This is a genomic window from Lutibacter sp. A80, from assembly GCF_022429645.1.
Classification (GTDB): domain Bacteria; phylum Bacteroidota; class Bacteroidia; order Flavobacteriales; family Flavobacteriaceae; genus Lutibacter.
The window spans coordinates 3,779,183-3,795,692 of the sequence record NZ_CP092480.1 but is presented as its reverse complement, the minus strand read 5'-3'; the positions used below and the strand labels follow the sequence as shown (position 1 = coordinate 3,795,692).

General features: G+C 28.7%; 19 protein-coding genes. 9 read left to right on the top strand and 10 right to left on the bottom strand.

Annotated elements, in window-relative coordinates; all coding sequences use genetic code 11:
* Positions 1-53 precede the first annotated feature (53 nt).
* Positions 54-1,478, top strand: a complete 1,425-nt coding sequence (locus tag MHL31_RS15630) for an L-serine ammonia-lyase (RefSeq protein WP_240226930.1) — start codon at positions 54-56, stop codon at positions 1,476-1,478.
* A gap of 80 nt (positions 1,479-1,558) precedes the next feature.
* Positions 1,559-1,894 (top strand): DUF2853 family protein, encoded by a 336-nt coding sequence (locus MHL31_RS15625; RefSeq protein WP_240226929.1) that lies wholly within the window; start codon positions 1,559-1,561, stop codon positions 1,892-1,894.
* Between the two features lie 94 nt (positions 1,895-1,988).
* On the opposite strand, the gene MHL31_RS15620 is transcribed toward MHL31_RS15625, so the two are convergent.
* The 5 genes from MHL31_RS15620 to yaaA form a co-directional block, all read right to left on the bottom strand.
* Complete coding sequence (locus tag MHL31_RS15620) at positions 1,989-2,282, bottom strand: hypothetical protein (protein ID WP_240226928.1); 294 nt, start codon at positions 2,280-2,282, stop codon at positions 1,989-1,991.
* Positions 2,283-2,284: 2 nt separating this feature from the next.
* Positions 2,285-3,262, bottom strand: coding sequence for a deoxyhypusine synthase family protein (locus MHL31_RS15615; RefSeq protein WP_240226927.1), 978 nt, complete (start codon positions 3,260-3,262; stop codon positions 2,285-2,287).
* Positions 3,252-4,190 (bottom strand): agmatinase, encoded by a 939-nt coding sequence (gene speB / locus MHL31_RS15610; protein ID WP_240226926.1) that lies wholly within the window; start codon positions 4,188-4,190, stop codon positions 3,252-3,254. The genes MHL31_RS15615 and speB overlap by 11 nt, the downstream gene beginning before the upstream one ends.
* Positions 4,183-5,580: an arginine decarboxylase gene (locus MHL31_RS15605; protein WP_240226925.1), complete on the bottom strand. Its 1,398-nt coding sequence runs from the start codon at positions 5,578-5,580 to the stop codon at positions 4,183-4,185. Before MHL31_RS15605 ends, speB begins: the two co-directional genes overlap by 8 nt.
* Before the next feature lie 317 nt (positions 5,581-5,897).
* Positions 5,898-6,656: a peroxide stress protein YaaA gene (yaaA, locus tag MHL31_RS15600; protein ID WP_240226924.1), complete on the bottom strand. Its 759-nt coding sequence runs from the start codon at positions 6,654-6,656 to the stop codon at positions 5,898-5,900.
* Between the two features lie 203 nt (positions 6,657-6,859).
* On the opposite strand from yaaA, the gene MHL31_RS15595 reads away from it, so the two are divergent.
* Positions 6,860-7,279: a hypothetical protein gene (locus MHL31_RS15595; RefSeq protein ID WP_240226923.1), complete on the top strand. Its 420-nt coding sequence runs from the start codon at positions 6,860-6,862 to the stop codon at positions 7,277-7,279.
* A gap of 275 nt (positions 7,280-7,554) precedes the next feature.
* Here MHL31_RS15595 and MHL31_RS15590 read toward each other — a convergent pair whose 3' ends face one another.
* Positions 7,555-7,830 carry a helix-turn-helix domain-containing protein gene (locus MHL31_RS15590; RefSeq protein ID WP_240226922.1) on the bottom strand — a complete coding sequence of 92 codons (276 nt, stop codon included), beginning with the start codon at positions 7,828-7,830 and terminating at the stop codon, positions 7,555-7,557.
* A 156-nt stretch (positions 7,831-7,986) separates the two neighbouring features.
* Between MHL31_RS15590 and MHL31_RS15585 the strand changes: the two genes are divergently transcribed.
* Positions 7,987-8,499 carry a lactoylglutathione lyase family protein gene (locus MHL31_RS15585; protein ID WP_240226921.1) on the top strand — a complete coding sequence of 171 codons (513 nt, stop codon included), beginning with the start codon at positions 7,987-7,989 and terminating at the stop codon, positions 8,497-8,499.
* An 11-nt stretch (positions 8,500-8,510) separates the two neighbouring features.
* Here MHL31_RS15585 and MHL31_RS15580 read toward each other — a convergent pair whose 3' ends face one another.
* From MHL31_RS15580 to MHL31_RS15570, 3 genes are read right to left on the bottom strand one after another with little or no spacing between them, the layout of a single operon-like run.
* Positions 8,511-9,140: a CatA-like O-acetyltransferase gene (locus MHL31_RS15580; protein ID WP_240226920.1), complete on the bottom strand. Its 630-nt coding sequence runs from the start codon at positions 9,138-9,140 to the stop codon at positions 8,511-8,513.
* Between the two features lie 2 nt (positions 9,141-9,142).
* On the bottom strand, positions 9,143-10,168 hold the full coding sequence (locus tag MHL31_RS15575; protein WP_240226919.1) for an RluA family pseudouridine synthase: 1,026 nt from the start codon (positions 10,166-10,168) through the stop codon (positions 9,143-9,145).
* Complete coding sequence (locus MHL31_RS15570) at positions 10,168-10,746, bottom strand: PASTA domain-containing protein (protein ID WP_240226918.1); 579 nt, start codon at positions 10,744-10,746, stop codon at positions 10,168-10,170. The genes MHL31_RS15575 and MHL31_RS15570 overlap by 1 nt, the downstream gene beginning before the upstream one ends.
* A gap of 202 nt (positions 10,747-10,948) precedes the next feature.
* On the opposite strand from MHL31_RS15570, the gene MHL31_RS15565 reads away from it, so the two are divergent.
* The 5 genes from MHL31_RS15565 to MHL31_RS15545 all read left to right on the top strand — a co-directional run bounded on the left by MHL31_RS15565 (position 10,949) and on the right by MHL31_RS15545 (position 15,947).
* Positions 10,949-11,926: a D-alanine--D-alanine ligase gene (locus MHL31_RS15565; protein ID WP_240226917.1), complete on the top strand. Its 978-nt coding sequence runs from the start codon at positions 10,949-10,951 to the stop codon at positions 11,924-11,926.
* A 2-nt stretch (positions 11,927-11,928) separates the two neighbouring features.
* Positions 11,929-12,384, top strand: coding sequence for a pantetheine-phosphate adenylyltransferase (gene coaD, locus MHL31_RS15560; RefSeq protein WP_240226916.1), 456 nt, complete (start codon positions 11,929-11,931; stop codon positions 12,382-12,384).
* 66 nt (positions 12,385-12,450) lie between these two features.
* Complete coding sequence (locus MHL31_RS15555; RefSeq protein ID WP_240226915.1) at positions 12,451-14,196, top strand: M14 family metallopeptidase; 1,746 nt, start codon at positions 12,451-12,453, stop codon at positions 14,194-14,196.
* An 11-nt stretch (positions 14,197-14,207) separates the two neighbouring features.
* Positions 14,208-15,023: a DUF1853 family protein gene (locus tag MHL31_RS15550; protein WP_240226913.1), complete on the top strand. Its 816-nt coding sequence runs from the start codon at positions 14,208-14,210 to the stop codon at positions 15,021-15,023.
* 132 nt (positions 15,024-15,155) lie between these two features.
* Positions 15,156-15,947 (top strand): alpha/beta fold hydrolase, encoded by a 792-nt coding sequence (locus MHL31_RS15545; RefSeq protein WP_240226911.1) that lies wholly within the window; start codon positions 15,156-15,158, stop codon positions 15,945-15,947.
* Between the two features lie 81 nt (positions 15,948-16,028).
* Here the strand turns inward: MHL31_RS15545 and MHL31_RS15540 are convergent, their stop codons facing one another.
* Positions 16,029-16,508 (bottom strand): outer membrane protein assembly factor BamE, encoded by a 480-nt coding sequence (locus tag MHL31_RS15540; RefSeq protein ID WP_240226909.1) that lies wholly within the window; start codon positions 16,506-16,508, stop codon positions 16,029-16,031.
* Positions 16,509-16,510 lie beyond the last annotated feature (2 nt).

The following is a 16,510-nucleotide window of genomic DNA, read 5'->3' as shown; positions in this document are numbered from 1 at the left end:
ATGACACAACTATATAGCAATAGTATATATTTGCACACTTAAAAAATTAAGAAATGGAATGTATTTCAATATTTGATATGTTGAAAATTGGCGTTGGTCCTTCGAGTTCTCATACGCTAGGTCCTTGGAGAGCCGCTGAAAGATGGATTAATCACTTAAAAAAAGAAAATATTTTTTCTGAAATAACTTCAGTAAAAGTAGATTTATATGGTTCATTATCTTTAACCGGTAAAGGACATGCTACTGATTTAGCTGTAATTTTAGGCTTAACAGGTGCGGATCCAGAATATATTCCTACAGAGGAAATAACACCTCTAATTTCTAAAATAAAAGAAGAACAAAAACTAAATTTTGGAAATAGTACTCCTATTAATTTTAACCCTACAACAGACATAACTTTTAATAAAGAATTTTTACCTTTTCATGCCAATGCTATGAAATTTACTGGTTATAACAATACTAGAGAAATTTCAACAGACATTTATTATTCTATTGGTGGTGGTTTTGTTGTTAGAGAAGAATTAATACATGCTAAAGAAAATATTGAAATTTTTAAAACTTTCCCCTATTCAATTCAAAAGGCTACTGAATTAGAATTCTATTGTAAAGAACAACAATTAAAAATCTCTGACATTGTTTTAGAAAATGAACGCTCTTTAAGAACCGATGAAGAAATTGACTTTGAAATAAAACGAATTTGGGATACCATGCTCGAGAGCATGTATATTGGTTGCCATACAGAAGGCATTTTACCTGGTGGATTAAAAGTTCGAAGACGTGCTTTTGATATGCACCAAAAATTAAAAGAAGATAAAATTTATAGTACCCCAAATGAATGGTTACAAGCTATAAGAAATACCGAAGTTAAATTTCGTCAAATATTAAAATGGGTAAGTTGTTTTGCCTTAAGTGTTAACGAAGTAAATGCCTCACTCGGTAGAGTTGTAACTGCACCTACCAACGGAAGCGCAGGTGTAATACCCGCTGTTTTAATGTATTATTTAGTTATAGAAAACCATGAAGCCTCATTTAAACACATCAAACAATTTTTATTAGTTGCTAGTGAAATAGGCAGTCTTTTTAAAAAAGGAGCCACAATATCTGCTGCAATGGGTGGTTGTCAGGCTGAAATTGGTGTTTCTTCTGCAATGGCAGCAGGCGCATTAACCGAGTTACTTGGAGGAACTCCAGAACAGGTTTTAATGGCTAGTGAAATTGCTATGGAACATCATTTAGGTTTAACCTGTGATCCTATTGGTGGATTGGTACAAGTACCGTGTATTGAACGCAACGCAATGGGTGCTATTAAAGCAATTAACGCAGCTGAACTAGCTTTAGAATCTGATAGTTTTCATGCAAAAGTACCGCTTGACAAAGTTATTTCTAGTATGTGGGAAACGGCTCAAGATATGAACTCTAAATACAAAGAAACATCTGAAGGAGGATTAGCTGTTGGAGTAAACCTTTCAGATTGTTAACCTATTTTTTACGTTAAACAGATAATATTTTTTATATTTGGTAAAAGAAATATTAACTTTAATAAAAAAATTCGTTACTCATGAGTAAATTAGATGAAAAAATAGCACTTTATGAAAGTGAAATGAAAAAGTTAGGAATCAGCTTTGACGCTGATTTATTAGCTAAGGTTACTAAAGGATTAGGACCTTCTATATATAAAAAAGATGCTGAAACAGTTTCTGGATCAGATGCTAAAGAATTAGCTACTGTAAAAAATAACTTTTTAATTAAAAAATTAGGACTTTCTGACGATGCTAAATTAGATGCTGCTATGGAAAAAGCTGTTGAAATTATGGGTAAATCTAACAGAAATAAATACAGAGCAATTTTCTATTACATTTTAGTTAAAGAATTTGGAAAAGAATCTATTTACTAGATTTAAAAAAATTTAATAAAAAGACTGTTTAAAAAACCGTCAATCTGAATTAATTTCAGAAAGATGGATATTTTTTCAAACAGTCTTTTTTTAGTTAATAATCACAAGAACTTTCATCTGCTATATCTTCTAAATTAGTTGAATCATAAACGTCATCAAAATTATCTGCATCAGCATCATAATCTTCCATAGTTTCTTCTAATTTCAAACTAATTTTCACCAAATAACAAGTATCTTCTGTAGTTACTTCTACAGCTCTTATTGTTTCACCTTTGGCATTTTTAAACGTTATTATATCTCTATAACCATAACCTGATGGATATTTTTCAACTAATAAATCTAAAATATCATTTGTTAACTTACTATAATCTACAATAACTCTCTTCATAACTACATATCTAATAAGTAGGCAAAAATTAATGGTGCAACAATGGTAGCATCAGATTCTATAATATATTTTGGAGTGTTAATATCTAATTTTCCCCAAGTAATTTTCTCATTTGGAACTGCTCCAGAATAAGATCCGTAACTAGTTGTTGAATCTGAAATTTGACAAAAATAGCTCCAAAATGGTGTGTCGGTTCTTTCCAAATCTTGGTACAACATTGGCACTACACATATTGGAAAATCTCCTGCAATACCACCTCCAATTTGAAAAAAACCTATACCGTCTTTTGAATTTTCAGTATACCAATCTGCTAAGAAAGTCATATATTCAATTCCAGATTTCATGGTACTTGCTTTTAATTCACCTTTTAACACATACGAAGCAAAAATATTTCCCATTGTACTGTCTTCCCAACCTGGAACTACCATTGGTAAATTAGCTTCAGCTGCAGCAATCATCCAACTATTTTTGGGATCTATTTCGTGGTATTGATCTAGCACTCCAGAAAGCAACAGTTTATACATAAATTCATGTGGAAAGAAACGTTCTCCAGCTGCTTCGGCATCTTTCCATATTTTAAATATATGTTCTTGTAAACGTCTAAACGCCTCTTCTTCTGGAATACAAGTATCAGTAACTCTATTTAGCCCTTTTTCTAATAAATCCCATTCATCTTGTGGCGTTAAATCTCTATAATTTGGTACTCTTTTATAATGAGAATGTGCTACCAAATTCATAACATCTTCTTCAAGATTTGCTCCTGTACAAGAAATTATTTGAACTTTATCTTGTCTAATTACTTCAGCAAATATTTTACCTAATTCTGCTGTACTCATTGCACCTGCTAATGATACTAACATTTTAGATCCTTTTGCTAATTGACTTTCGTATTCTTTTGCTGCATCTACAACCGATGCTGCATTAAAATGCAAATAATATTTTTCTATAAATTGTGAAATTGCTCCTTTATTAGTAGTCATTTTCTTCATCGTTAAATTTAGTAAATCTGTTTGTTGGTTCTTTAAAACCTTTTATATCATCATAATCATCTTCTTCAGAATTATTAAATTTATAGCTTAACATTTTGTAATACAATTTTGCAGCTAAAAAGTCTGAAGATTTTTCTTTTTCATTAGGGCAAAGTTCCACAATATCGAAACCTACCACATTTTTTTCTTTAAAAATTTTATTCAAAAACTCTAAGGTTTCATACCATAATAAACCACCTGGCTCTGGAGTTCCAGTTGATGGCATTATTGAAGGGTCAAAAGCATCTAAATCTATTGTTAAAAACACATTTTCAGTCATTAAATCTATTGCATTTTCCATCCAGTAATCGTCTTGTGCCATTTCGTGTGCAAAAAACACTTTATCTAAATCCATTACGGTTTTTTCAATAGCATCCATACTTCGAATACCCACTTGAATTAAGTTTGTGGTTTGACTTGCCTCATAAACTGCGCAAGCGTGGTTACATGTAGAACCTTCGTACTCTTTACGTAAATCTGCATGCGCATCAATTTGCACAACTGTTAAGCTATTAAAACACTCGTTAAATGCTCTAATTGAACCAATTGAAATCGAGTGTTCTCCACCAAATAAGGTTACAAATTTATTTTTTTTGATATACTCTTTAGTAGTTTGATGTACTGCTTCTACCATACTTTCTGGTGAAGTATTTTCAGTAACAGCAGCTGCCAAATAAATACCGTTTTTATACACTTCTGTATCGGTTTCTATATCGTACAATTCCATATTTTCTGAAGCACTTAAAAAAGCTTCTGGACCTTTATCGGCACCTTTTTGCCAGGTACTTGTTCCATCATAAGGAACTGGAATTAAAACTACTTTTGAAGTTTCAATTTTACTGTTTTGTTCAGGGATTCCTGCGTAAGTTTTTTTATTCATAACCTAATATTTTTAAAAAATCACTTGGTTTTTGTTGTTCTTTAAAAACTTTGTATTCTAATTTTCCTTCGTTGTTTTTTGATATAATAACATGTTTTGGTTGCGGAATTAAGCAGTGTTGCAAACCTCCGTAACCACCAATTGTTTCTTGATATGCACCAGTATTAAAAAATCCAATATATAAAGGTTTTTCTTCTTTATAAGTTGGCATATAAATAGCATTTATATGTTGTTCTGAATTGTAATAATCATCACTATCGCAGGTTAAACCTCCAAGTAAAACTCGCTCGTAATTATCGTTCCATCTATTTAAAGGCAACATTACAAAGCGTTTATTTATAGCCCAACTATCTGGTAATGTTGTAATAAAAGAAGAGTTTATCATATTCCAACGTTCTCTATCGTTTTGCTTTTTTTGATATAAAACTTTATACAAAGCACCTCCACTTTCACCTACTGTAAAGCTACCAAATTCTGTAAAAATATGTGGTACCTGAACTTCAGCTTCATCACACGCAATTTTAATTTGAGAAATAATTTCATCAATCATATATTCATAATCATAATCAAATGCTAATGAATTTTTAATAGGAAAACCTCCTCCAATATTTAAGCTATCTAAGCTAGGACAAATACGTTTTAGATTGATATAAACTTTTAGACATTTACTTAATTCGTTCCAATAATAAGCATTGTCTTTAATTCCAGTATTAATAAAAAAGTGCAACATTTTAAGGTTTACTTTTTTATTATCTTTTATATCTCGCCTATAAAAATCTACTATGTTTTTATAGCCAATTCCTAAACGAGATGTATAAAATTCGAACTTTGGTTCTTCTTCCGAAGCAATTCTAATTCCTATGTTAATTTTTTTACGAATTCCATTTGTTAGCAAATCAATTTCTTCGTAATTATCTATAATTGGAAAACAGTTTTTATGACCGTTATTTATTAGCCTTTGTATGTTTTTTACATAAGCATCTCTTTTAAAACCATTACATAAAATAAAGGTTTTATCGGTTATTTTCCCTGATATTTTTAGGTTTTCAACAATATCAATATCTACTGCAGAAGAAGTTTCTATATGAATATCGTTACTTAAAGCTTCACTTAAAACATGCTTAAAATGTGAGCTTTTAGTACAATAACAATAGTGGTATTTTCCTTTATATTTATGCTTACGCATAGATGTTTTAAACCAACCTTTAGCTTTTTGAATATTTTCGCTAATTTTTGGTAAATAAGTAAACTTTAAAGGTGTTCCAAATTCTTCTGCAAGTTTCATTGTATCAATATCATGAAAATGCAAATTTTTCTTTTTGTCTATTTTAAATTCCTCTTGAGGAAAATCAAAAGTTTGATTTATTAAATCAATATATTTAGTATTCATTACTTCTATTTAATTATTTAAATTTAATTGTAGCCTCGTTTTCAAGGCTATTCTAAATAAATAGTAATAGCTATACCCTTAATATTGAATATGTGTTTTGATTATCTACACCCAGAATTTGGTTGTAAATTTTAAAAATGTAGTTAACAGAAGTTGTCGTTTTCCTTAATTTTTCGTTGTGCTTCCAAAACACATAGTAACCTAAAAACTTCTTAATAAAAAAGTTACGACCGAAAAAACAAATATTTTTCATTGTCACTAAAAAATAACGTGACAAACATATATAAAAAAACAATACGATTTTAAAAAAAATTTAATTATCGCGTAAAAATTAACTCTTTTTCGTTTGAAAGCTTAGAATCAAACACATAACCCTTTGAATTAAAGTCTTTTAAACCTTCTACAGTTTCTATATTATTATCAATAATATAACGTACCATTAAGCCTCTTGCTTTTTTAGCATAAAAGCTAATAATTTTTAATTTTTCGCCTTTATAATCTTTAAAAACTGGTGTAATTACTGGCACTTTTAACAATTTAGTATTGATAACTTTAAAGTATTCATTGCTTGCTAAGTTTACAAAAACCTCATCTGCTTCCATTTCAGAATTTAAGCTTTCTGTCACTTTTTCACCCCAAAACTCATACAAATTATTTCTACTACCAACTTTAAGTTTTGTCCCCATTTCTAAGCGATAAGGTTGCATTAAATCTAAAGGTTTTAAAATACCATATTGACCTGATAAAATTCGCAATTTATCTTGAAGTTGTTCTAATTTTTCAAGTGGTAACGAATACGCATCTAAACCCGAATAAACATCTCCATTAAATGCATACACCGCTTGACGTGCATTTTCTAAAGAAAACGGTAATTGCCAATCTTGATTTCGTTGCCAATTTAATTCTCCTAATTTTGGTGAAATACTCATTAACTCAGATAATGCTTTAGGAGATTTCTTTTTTAAAACTACATTTAATTTGGCAGCTTCATTTAAAAAAATACCTTCGGTAAATTGTGAAGTAGGAACGGTTGATTTATAATCTAAAGATTTGGCTGGTGATATTACTAATTTCATATGTCTATTTATTATTGAATAAAATTAGTCTATTTTTTTAATATCTTTCAATGTAAAAGATGGATTTTAACAATACTTCAATAAAAATAATTTATACGTTTATTTAGTTTGTATCTTAACTTTAAAAATTTGAAATTTGGTTATCTCTAACTAAAAGCTGAATTTATCTAACCCAGTAGCAAATGCAAAATAAATCGAAATCGATGAGTAAAATTAGAATAGAAAGAAATACTGGATGGATTGGTCAATTAGCAAGAATCGAGATTTATATTGACAGTGAAAAAGTTGGAACTATTAATACCATTGAAACTCAAGAGTATGAAGTTGAAAATGGGAAACACAAAATTCATGCAAAATTCGGTTGGGATAATAGCCAAAAAATTGAATTGAATATTGTTAAAAACGAAATAATAGTTCTAAAACTGACTCAATACAAATATGGGACATTAATTTTACTAATGGCTTTCGGGCTTCAGTTACTTTATATGCTTGGAAAAGACACACTAAATTTTGACTTAAAATACTATTATATTTTATCAGCGATATTAATTTTACATCCGGTATATTACTGGATAAAAAAGAAATCTTTAGTACTAAAAGAAATAGATAAAAAAACATTCTAAACAACTAAATGTTCTGCCTATCGATTAAAGCTAATTGACATTTTAACTAATTCTAGTTCAGATTTAATTTTCAATGCTCTAAAAAAGGCAGATGGTACAATAAAACTTATAAGAAAAAAGGTATTGGTCATCATCCTCATAGTTTAAAAGACCCTAAACCAATTATTGATTTTATTTTAAAAAATATTAACTAAATATATACTTCAACCATATTAACTGCAAAAATTTTTCTTTAAAAAAACTCTATAATCGATAAAATAAAAAGATATATACAATTAATTATTACAATCTTTCGCTCCCCAATTATCGAGGCTCCTTAAAATATTCTCAAGAGATTTTCCTCTTTCAGTTAAACCATATTCTACTTTAGGTGGAACTACAGGGTAAACTTTTCTAGAAATAAGTCCGTCTTTTTCTAATTCACGTACCGTTTGCGTAAACATTTTGTTTGAAATACCTGGAATTTTCTTTTGCAATACTCCAGAGCGTAAATTGCCTTCTAACAAATGAAATAAAATTAGAGGTTTCCATTTTGTTCCTATTAAATTCATTGTATAATTTAATGGACAGTTAATATTTTTAATCAAAATTAAAATTTATTTTACTGATAATCATTATTTTACTCTTTTAGGTAACTATACTACTTTTTAGTAAGTTATTGCCTAATATGCAAATATAAACTATTTTTGAAACCTAAATTATAAAATATGACAACAACTAAAAATTACCCAAAATCATTTTCTCATATTGGTATTACAGTTCCTGATATTAATAAGGCTGTAGAGTTTTATACCGAAGTAATGGGATGGTATGTAATTATGGAGCCTTCAACAATAAAAAAAGAAAGAGAAACAGCTATTGGATTAATGTGTATTGATGTTTTTGGAGATGACTGGACCGAATTTGAAATAGCACATTTATCCACATCTGATGGTGTAGGAGTTGAAATATTTTCATTTCCTAACGGTGTAAAAGAAGCTCCAAAATTTAATCCTTTTAACACTGGTTTATTTCATTTTTGCATTCAAGATCCAAACATAGAAGATTTAATTGATAAAATTGTTGCGTACGGTGGTAAACAAAGAATGCCAATTAGAGAATATTACCCTGAAGAAAAACCGTTTAAAATGTGTTATGTAGAAGATCCTTTTGGAATTGTTTTTGAAATTTATACGCACAGTTACGAGTTAACTTATTCTTCAGGCGCGTACACAAAATAAATTTATACTAACTAATCTAATTCATTTATTAAAACTTGCATTTTAGATAGCAATTGAGACACATGAAACCCGTCTAACAAAGCATGGTGCGCTTCTACTGAAAAAGGAATTTTACGTTGTTTGTTTTCCTTAAACAAACTTCCAAATACAATTTTTGGAATTCCTTTATTTTTTTCATCTCCTTTTCTAGCATGTTTTATGCTTGTAAAAGTAAACCAAGGTAATATAGAACAGTGTACTATACCAAGTTCATTTTCTTGAGCACCTAATGTTACTCCTTTTTTATGAGTCTCAATTATCTTTTTTCCACTAATATCAAAGTCAAAAATTGTTGATTTAAAAGGAAAATTGCAGAATGAGAACGTATTATCTTCATTTAAAATAGTGGATCCAATATGTACCTCATCAAAAATATAAACTTTGTTTTTGTAAATACGTAGTTTAAATTCTGGAACTTCATTTATACTTTTTAGCGCAACATAAATACAAGCTAATGAAAACGATAAGTTATTCTTTTTACAAAACTTATAAAGTTTAGTTACATCTAAATTTACAGTAATATTAAAAAAAGGATCTTCATAACTCTTAAAAAAATCGAATTGCGCTTTTCTTTTCCAGTTTTCAATAGAAAATTCTTTCATCACTATTCTTTCTGATTTGCTGTATAAGTTCTCCATTTTTCTAAACAAGCTACAATATCTTCTGGAATTTCAGAATTAAAACGCAAAAACTCTTTAGTTGTAGGATGCTCAAATCCTAAGGTTTTGGCGTGTAGAGCTTGGCGCGGCAACACTTTAAAGCAATTATCTACAAACTGTTTGTATTTAGTAAAAGTTGTACCTTTTAATATATCATCTCCTCCATAACGTTCATCGTTAAAAAGGGTGTGACCTATATGTTTAAAATGTGCTCTAATTTGATGAGTTCTACCAGTTTCTAACTTACATTGTACTAAAGTAACATAGCTAAACCGTTCAATTACTTTGTAATGTGTTACTGCATGTTTTCCAAAATCACCTTCAGGAAAAACACTCATTTGTAACCTATTTTTTAAACTTCTTCCAATATTCCCTTCAATTGTACCTTTATCATCTTCAATATTCCCCCAAACTAAGGCATAATACAACCTTTCTGTAGTTCTATCAAAAAATTGTTTTGATAAATGAGCCATTGCAAATTCTGTTTTAGCAACAACCAATAACCCACTTGTATCTTTATCAATTCTATGCACCAATCCTGGGCGCTCGTTAGAATTTGTTGGTAAATTTTCTATATGATGAATCAATCCATTTACTAAAGTTCCACTATAGTTACCATGCCCTGGATGCACAACCATTCCAGGAGGTTTATTAACAACCAATACCTGATCGTCTTCAAATATAATATCTAAAGGTATATCTTCTGCAACCAATAAATTTTCATGTGGCGGATGTGACAAAACAACACGAACTACATCATTTGGTTTTACCTTATAATTTGGTTTTACAGCAACATCATTTACTAAAACATTCCCCGCTCTTGCAGCCTGTTGAATTTTATTTCTAGTAGCATTTTCAATAAAATTCATTAAAAATTTATCTACACGTAAAGGCTCTTGCCCAACGTGTGCTACATAATTAAAATGCTCGTAAAATTCTTCGTTTTCTGCGCTAATTTCTTCTAAACTCATTAATTCTTTTCTGTATATCTATCGGTTCCTTCTCCATCTCCTAATTTAAGTGTAATAATAGAATTTTTAGGAATTTTTTCTCCTGCTTTTAAAGTTTTCCCTTTAAAAATTAGTCCTCTTACCACATCTTTTGCTATATCTGAAACATAAACAGGTTCAGAATTTATTTTAAAACCTATTGAACTTAGGTGAGATGTTACTTGCCTTTTTGTTTTACCAAATACATTTGGAACTTCAATTTTTCTATAACCAGATGGATTTAAAGTTAAATATATTTTTCTATTCTCTTTTACAAAATTACCAGGTTCTGGATCTTGATCTATTACCGATTTTGCCGGATAATCTGGATTATAACTTGCCGAATCAATAACAAAAAGTCTTAAATCTAACTCTTTTAATGTTGTCTCTACTTCACTTAAACTCATTTTTTCCAAATTTGGAACTTCAATTTTTTGATTGTGATTTGTTGAAATATTCAACCATTTCATAACTACAAAAATAAACACCACCAAACCAACAAAAGCAATCACTAATTGTTTTAAAAACGTTTTGGACTTTATAAATTTAATTAAACTCATCTTATATATTTTAATTTTGCAAAGATACTTTTTTTTGAATTGATTTGATTATTTGTTAATTGTAAAAAAACACAGCACTAAATTCAATTCAATTTTAGTACAATTAATGGTTAAAAATCTTCTAAACTTTCTAACTTTTTAGCTAACAAATTTTAACTATATTTATGTAAGTTTGTACTTATGCTAAAACACTAAACTTAAAATGAAAAAAAATATTGCCATTATAATGGGGGGATATTCCTCGGAAGTTGATATTTCACTAAACAGTGGAGCTGTTGTTTATCAACATATCTCTAAAGAAAAATACAATCCTTACAAAATCCATATCTTACAAAATAAATGGGTTTTAGTAGATGATTATAATAATGAATATCCAATAAACAAACACGATTTCTCAGCAGAAATTAATGGTGAAAAAATTTCATTCGATTGTATTTTTAACGCAATACACGGAAGCCCTGGCGAAAACGGAAGTATTTTAGCTTATTTTGAATTATTAGGTCTAAAACACACCTCTGCCCCATTCTATCAAATGGCATTAACTTTTAATAAACGAGATTGTTTAAGTGTAGTTAAACAATATGGTATAAAAACAGCCAGCTCTTATTACTTAGATAAAGGAGACCTAATTGATGTAGATAAAATTATTAAAAAAGTTGGCTTACCTTGTTTTGTAAAACCAAATAATGCTGGTTCTAGCTTTGGAATTTCTAAAGTTAAAACTATAGATGAAATGTTACCTGCTATTGAAAAAGCATATCATGAAGATTCTCAAATTTTAATTGAAGCCTTTTTAGACGGTACAGAAGTTTCTATTGGTGTTATAAATTATAACAATAAAATTACAGTTTTACCTATGACGGAAATTGTGACAGAAAATGATTTTTTTGATTATGAAGCAAAATACCTTGGAAAAGCTGATGAAATTACACCTGCTCGCATTTCTAATGAAATTCATAAAAAATTAGAACAAACAGCCATTAAAACATATAAAGCATTAAATATGAGTGGCTTTTCACGTTCCGAATATATATTAGTAAACAATGAACCTCATTTTTTAGAAATGAATACAGTACCTGGTTTAACTGCTGCAAGTTTAATACCTCAACAAGCTGCAATTGCTAACATTAGTTTACAACAACTTTTTGATAATGCCGTAGAAATGGCTTTAAAAAACTAATTATGAAAAGAGCTATTTTCCCTGGTTCCTTTGATCCAATTACTCTTGGTCACGTAGATATTATTAATAGAGCATTACCATTATTTGATGAAATTATAATTGCAATTGGTATAAATTCTGATAAAAAATATATGTTTTCTTTAGAAGAACGTGAAAATTTTATAAAAGAAAACTACAAAAACGAACCGAAAATAAAAGTAGTAACCTATTCTGGTTTAACTACAGATTTTTGCAAAAAAATGAATGTCGATTTTATTTTACGTGGTTTAAGAAATCCTGCAGATTTTGAATTTGAAAAAGCTATAGCACAAACTAATAGAAAACTTTCAAATATTGAAACTGTATTTTTACTAACCTCTTCAGATACTGCTTTTATTAGTTCAAGTATTGTTAGAGATGTACACAGGCACGGAGGAGATATCTCTAGCTTTGTACCTAAAAGTGTTTATAATAACTAAATTAAAATACAACTAAAAGTATTAACTAAGTTAAAGCTAATAAGCACAACTTAAAAAATAAAACATATGAAAAAAATAATGTTCTTACTTTTAGTCGTTATCATTTCGTGCTCTAAAACTAATAAACAAAGCGCTGTAGATTTAACAACAAAATTTGAAAACACTCAAGGTTTAGAAACTACAACATATGCTGAAACTATTGCTTATTTTCAAAAACTCGCTCTTGAATTTTCAGAAATAGCCATTCAAGAAATTGGCACAACAGATAGTGGAAAACCACTACATTTAGTAGTTTTTAATAGTGACCGAGAATTTGATTTCAATAAAATAAATAAAAGCTCTAAAAATGTAATTTTAATAAATAATGCAATTCACCCTGGAGAACCAGATGGCGTAGATGCATCCATGCTACTTTTACGAGATATTGTTCAAAATCCAGATAAAATAAAAAAATTAAAAAATATAGTTTTAGCTGTAATTCCAATTTATAATATTGGTGGAGCTTTAAATAGAAGTGCACATTCTAGAGCCAACCAAAACGGACCTAAAGAATACGGTTTTAGAGGAAATGCAAGAAACTTCGATTTAAATAGAGATTTTATAAAAGCAGACACTAAAAACGCACGTGCTTTTTCTAAAGTTTTTCATTTGGTTAATCCTGATGTTTTTATTGACAATCACGTTAGTAATGGTGCAGATTATCAATATGCAATTACCCACCTATTTACACAACATAATAAATTAGGTAATGATTTAGGTACATTTATTGAAACCAAAATGAGACCAGATATTGAAGCTGATCTTTTAAAAAAAGATATTATAATTACACCCTATGTAAATGTTTGGGGAAACACCCCTGAAATTGGTTTTAGCCAGTTTTTTGATGCTCCAAGATATTCAACAGGGTATACAAGTTTATTTAACACTTTAGGTTTTATGGTAGAGACTCATATGTTAAAACCTTATAAACAACGTGTTGAACAAACATATAGCTTACTAGAAAGTGCTATAGATTTTACTATAAAAAATAGTTCAAAAATTAAAGAATTACGTAAAAATGCTGTCACAAAAATTTTAGCAGAAAAAACATATCCCATCGCTTTTGAAATTGCTAAAGATACTTTTACTACCCTACAATTTAAAGGGTATGAAGGAAGTTATATCGCTAGCAAAGTCACCAATGGAAAACGCTTATTTTATGATAGAACAAAACCATTTACCAAACCTGTAAAGTATTACAACAATTATAAAATCACAAAAGAAATTACCATTCCAAAAGCATATATTTTAAAACAAGGCTGGTGGAGAGTTCTAGAAAGGTTAAATGAAAACAATATCAAATATTCAGTTTTTAAAAAAGATACTATTGTTAATGTTGAAGAACAGCATATAGCAGATTATAAAACTAGAACCGCTCCTTACGAAGGACATTACTTACATTACAACACTACTATTTCAACTTCAACCAAAGAAATTAAGTTTAATAAAGGTGCAATTTATATTCCTGTAAATCAATTTGGTGTACGTTATATTATAGAAACTTTAGAAGCCTCTGCAACAGATTCATTTTTTAACTGGAATTATTTTGATAGTGTTTTACAACAAAAAGAAGGCTATTCGGCATATGTTTTTGAAGATATTGCAGAACAGTTTTTAATAGACAATCCTACTGTTAAAAAAGAATTAGAAGAAAAAATAGCCACTGATGTTGAATTTGCAAAAAACACAAGAGCTCAATTAGATTTTATTTATAAAAAATCGCCTTATTATGAAAGTGCGCATTTAAAACTACCAATATACAAAGTGTTTTAAATGTTTGTTTTATGAATTTAAACACCAAAGAAATACAATTACAATACGAAGGTTTTTTAAACACAGCATTACTTTGGGAAAATAATGATGTTTTAAATTTAAAACAATTTATACTTGAAACAAAAAACACCACACAATTTAATGGTGCTATTGTAAAAAATCAACGCTTAGGAAAACGTGTAGAACGCTTTTTAAGTCATCAACTACAACAAGATAATTCAATTGAAATTTTAGTTGAAAATATTCAAATACAAAACAATAAAATTACTTTAGGCGAATTGGATTGTATTTTAATGCAAAACAATAAACCTATTCATTTAGAAGTTATTTATAAATTTTATTTGTATGATGCTACTGTTGGAAAAACAGCTTTAGAACACTGGATAGGTCCAAACAGAAAAGATAGTTTAATTGAAAAACTCAACAAATTAAAAAACAAACAATTACCCCTTCTTTACAATCCTTTTACAAAGCCATTATTAAAAAAATTGAATTTAGAAACAACGTCTATTCAACAACAGGTACTTTTTAAAGCGCAATTATTTATTCCATACCAAATAAAAAATATTGATTTTAACGCACTTAATCAAGACTGTGTAAAAGGGTTTTACATTCATTTTAATGAATTACAACAATTTAATACTTGTAAATTTTACATTCCAACAAAAATAAATTGGTTGCAAGAAATAGAAACACAAAGTAAATGGTTAAATTTTGAAACTTTTTCACAAAAATTAGAAGTTTTTATACATCAAAAAATAGCTCCGCTTTGTTGGTTAAAAAATTCGAATGGAGAAACAGAAAAATTTTTTGTTGTTTGGTGGTAAATTCAATCAATTCTCTATTAAAATTTTCAATCTAAAACTGATTAAAAGGCCCTCTTTTTTTTGAAAAAGAAAAATATCATTTATATAATAGATTTCATTATTTTAGCAAACGTTACTATCTAAAAAAATAATATGTTAAATTATACAACTTACAAACATAAAACTGCTAAAGAATGGGTGACATTTGTGCATGGTGCTGGAGGAAGTTCTTCTATTTGGTTTAAACAAATTAGAAGCTTTAGTGCTATTTACAATGTTTTAATTTTAGATTTAAGAGGTCACGGAAACAGTAAAAAAGTTTTACAAGATGCTTTTAAAGAAAAATATACGTTTGATGCAATTACACACGATATTGTTGAAGTAATAGATCATCTGAAAATTAAAAAATCTCATTTTGCTGGTATTTCTTTAGGTACAATTTTAATTAGAAATTTAGCAGAAAAACATCCTGATCGCGTTGAAAGTATGATTATGGGAGGTGCTATTATGAAATTAAATCTAAAGTCTCAATTATTAATACGTATTGGTGTACTTTTTAAATCTGTAGTTCCATATTTGCTTTTGTACAAATTATTTGCATTTATTATAATGCCACGTAAAAATCATAAAAAATCTCGTTTAATTTTTGTTAACGAAGCTAAAAAATTATATCAAAAAGAATTTGTACGTTGGTTTAAGTTAACCTCAGAAATAAACCCTTTATTACGCTTTTTTAGAACAACAGCTATTAATATCCCTACCTTTTATATTATGGGTGAAGAAGATCATTTATTTTTACCATCTATAAAAAAAGTTGTGGAAACACATTTAAAATCCACTCTATTTGTTATAGAAAATTGTGGACATGTTGTAAACATTGAACAAGCTCAAATATTCAATCAAAAATCAATTCAATTTATAAATAACCAACTAGTTAGAGAATAAACTGAAATTACAGTTAAAAACTGTAGTAATTCTATATATCATCCCTACTTTGGCAGGGATGATATATTAAAAATACTTAATTTATTTAGGCCATTTTATGGTATCGTCATTAATAAATAATGGAGACCATTGAATTTCATCTAAAACCCCATTAGTCAACCAAAAGTTAATCGATTTTTCGTCAATTTCAATTACTTTATTATCTTCATTATCACTTTCAGAACAATCTTCAACGTACACATTTCCATAATCAATCTCATCTAATTGATCAATTAATTTAGTCTGACTTAAACCAATTAATGAAGCTTCTTCAAGCTCATAAAAATCAGAACTTATAGAAATCATCATAAGTTTCCAGTCTTCAGCTTCATCAAAACTAATCGATAAAAATAATTCATCATACTCCCAAGATTCTGTTGCATCGTTAGCTGCTTCAGAATGCGAATATTTATCAATAAACGTAGGTTCACCAAGTAATTCTTTTACTTGTGCTCTAGACATTCCAAACTTTAGAAACCCTAACCCTACTCCAGGTTTAATTTCCTTTAATTCTTTTAACATTT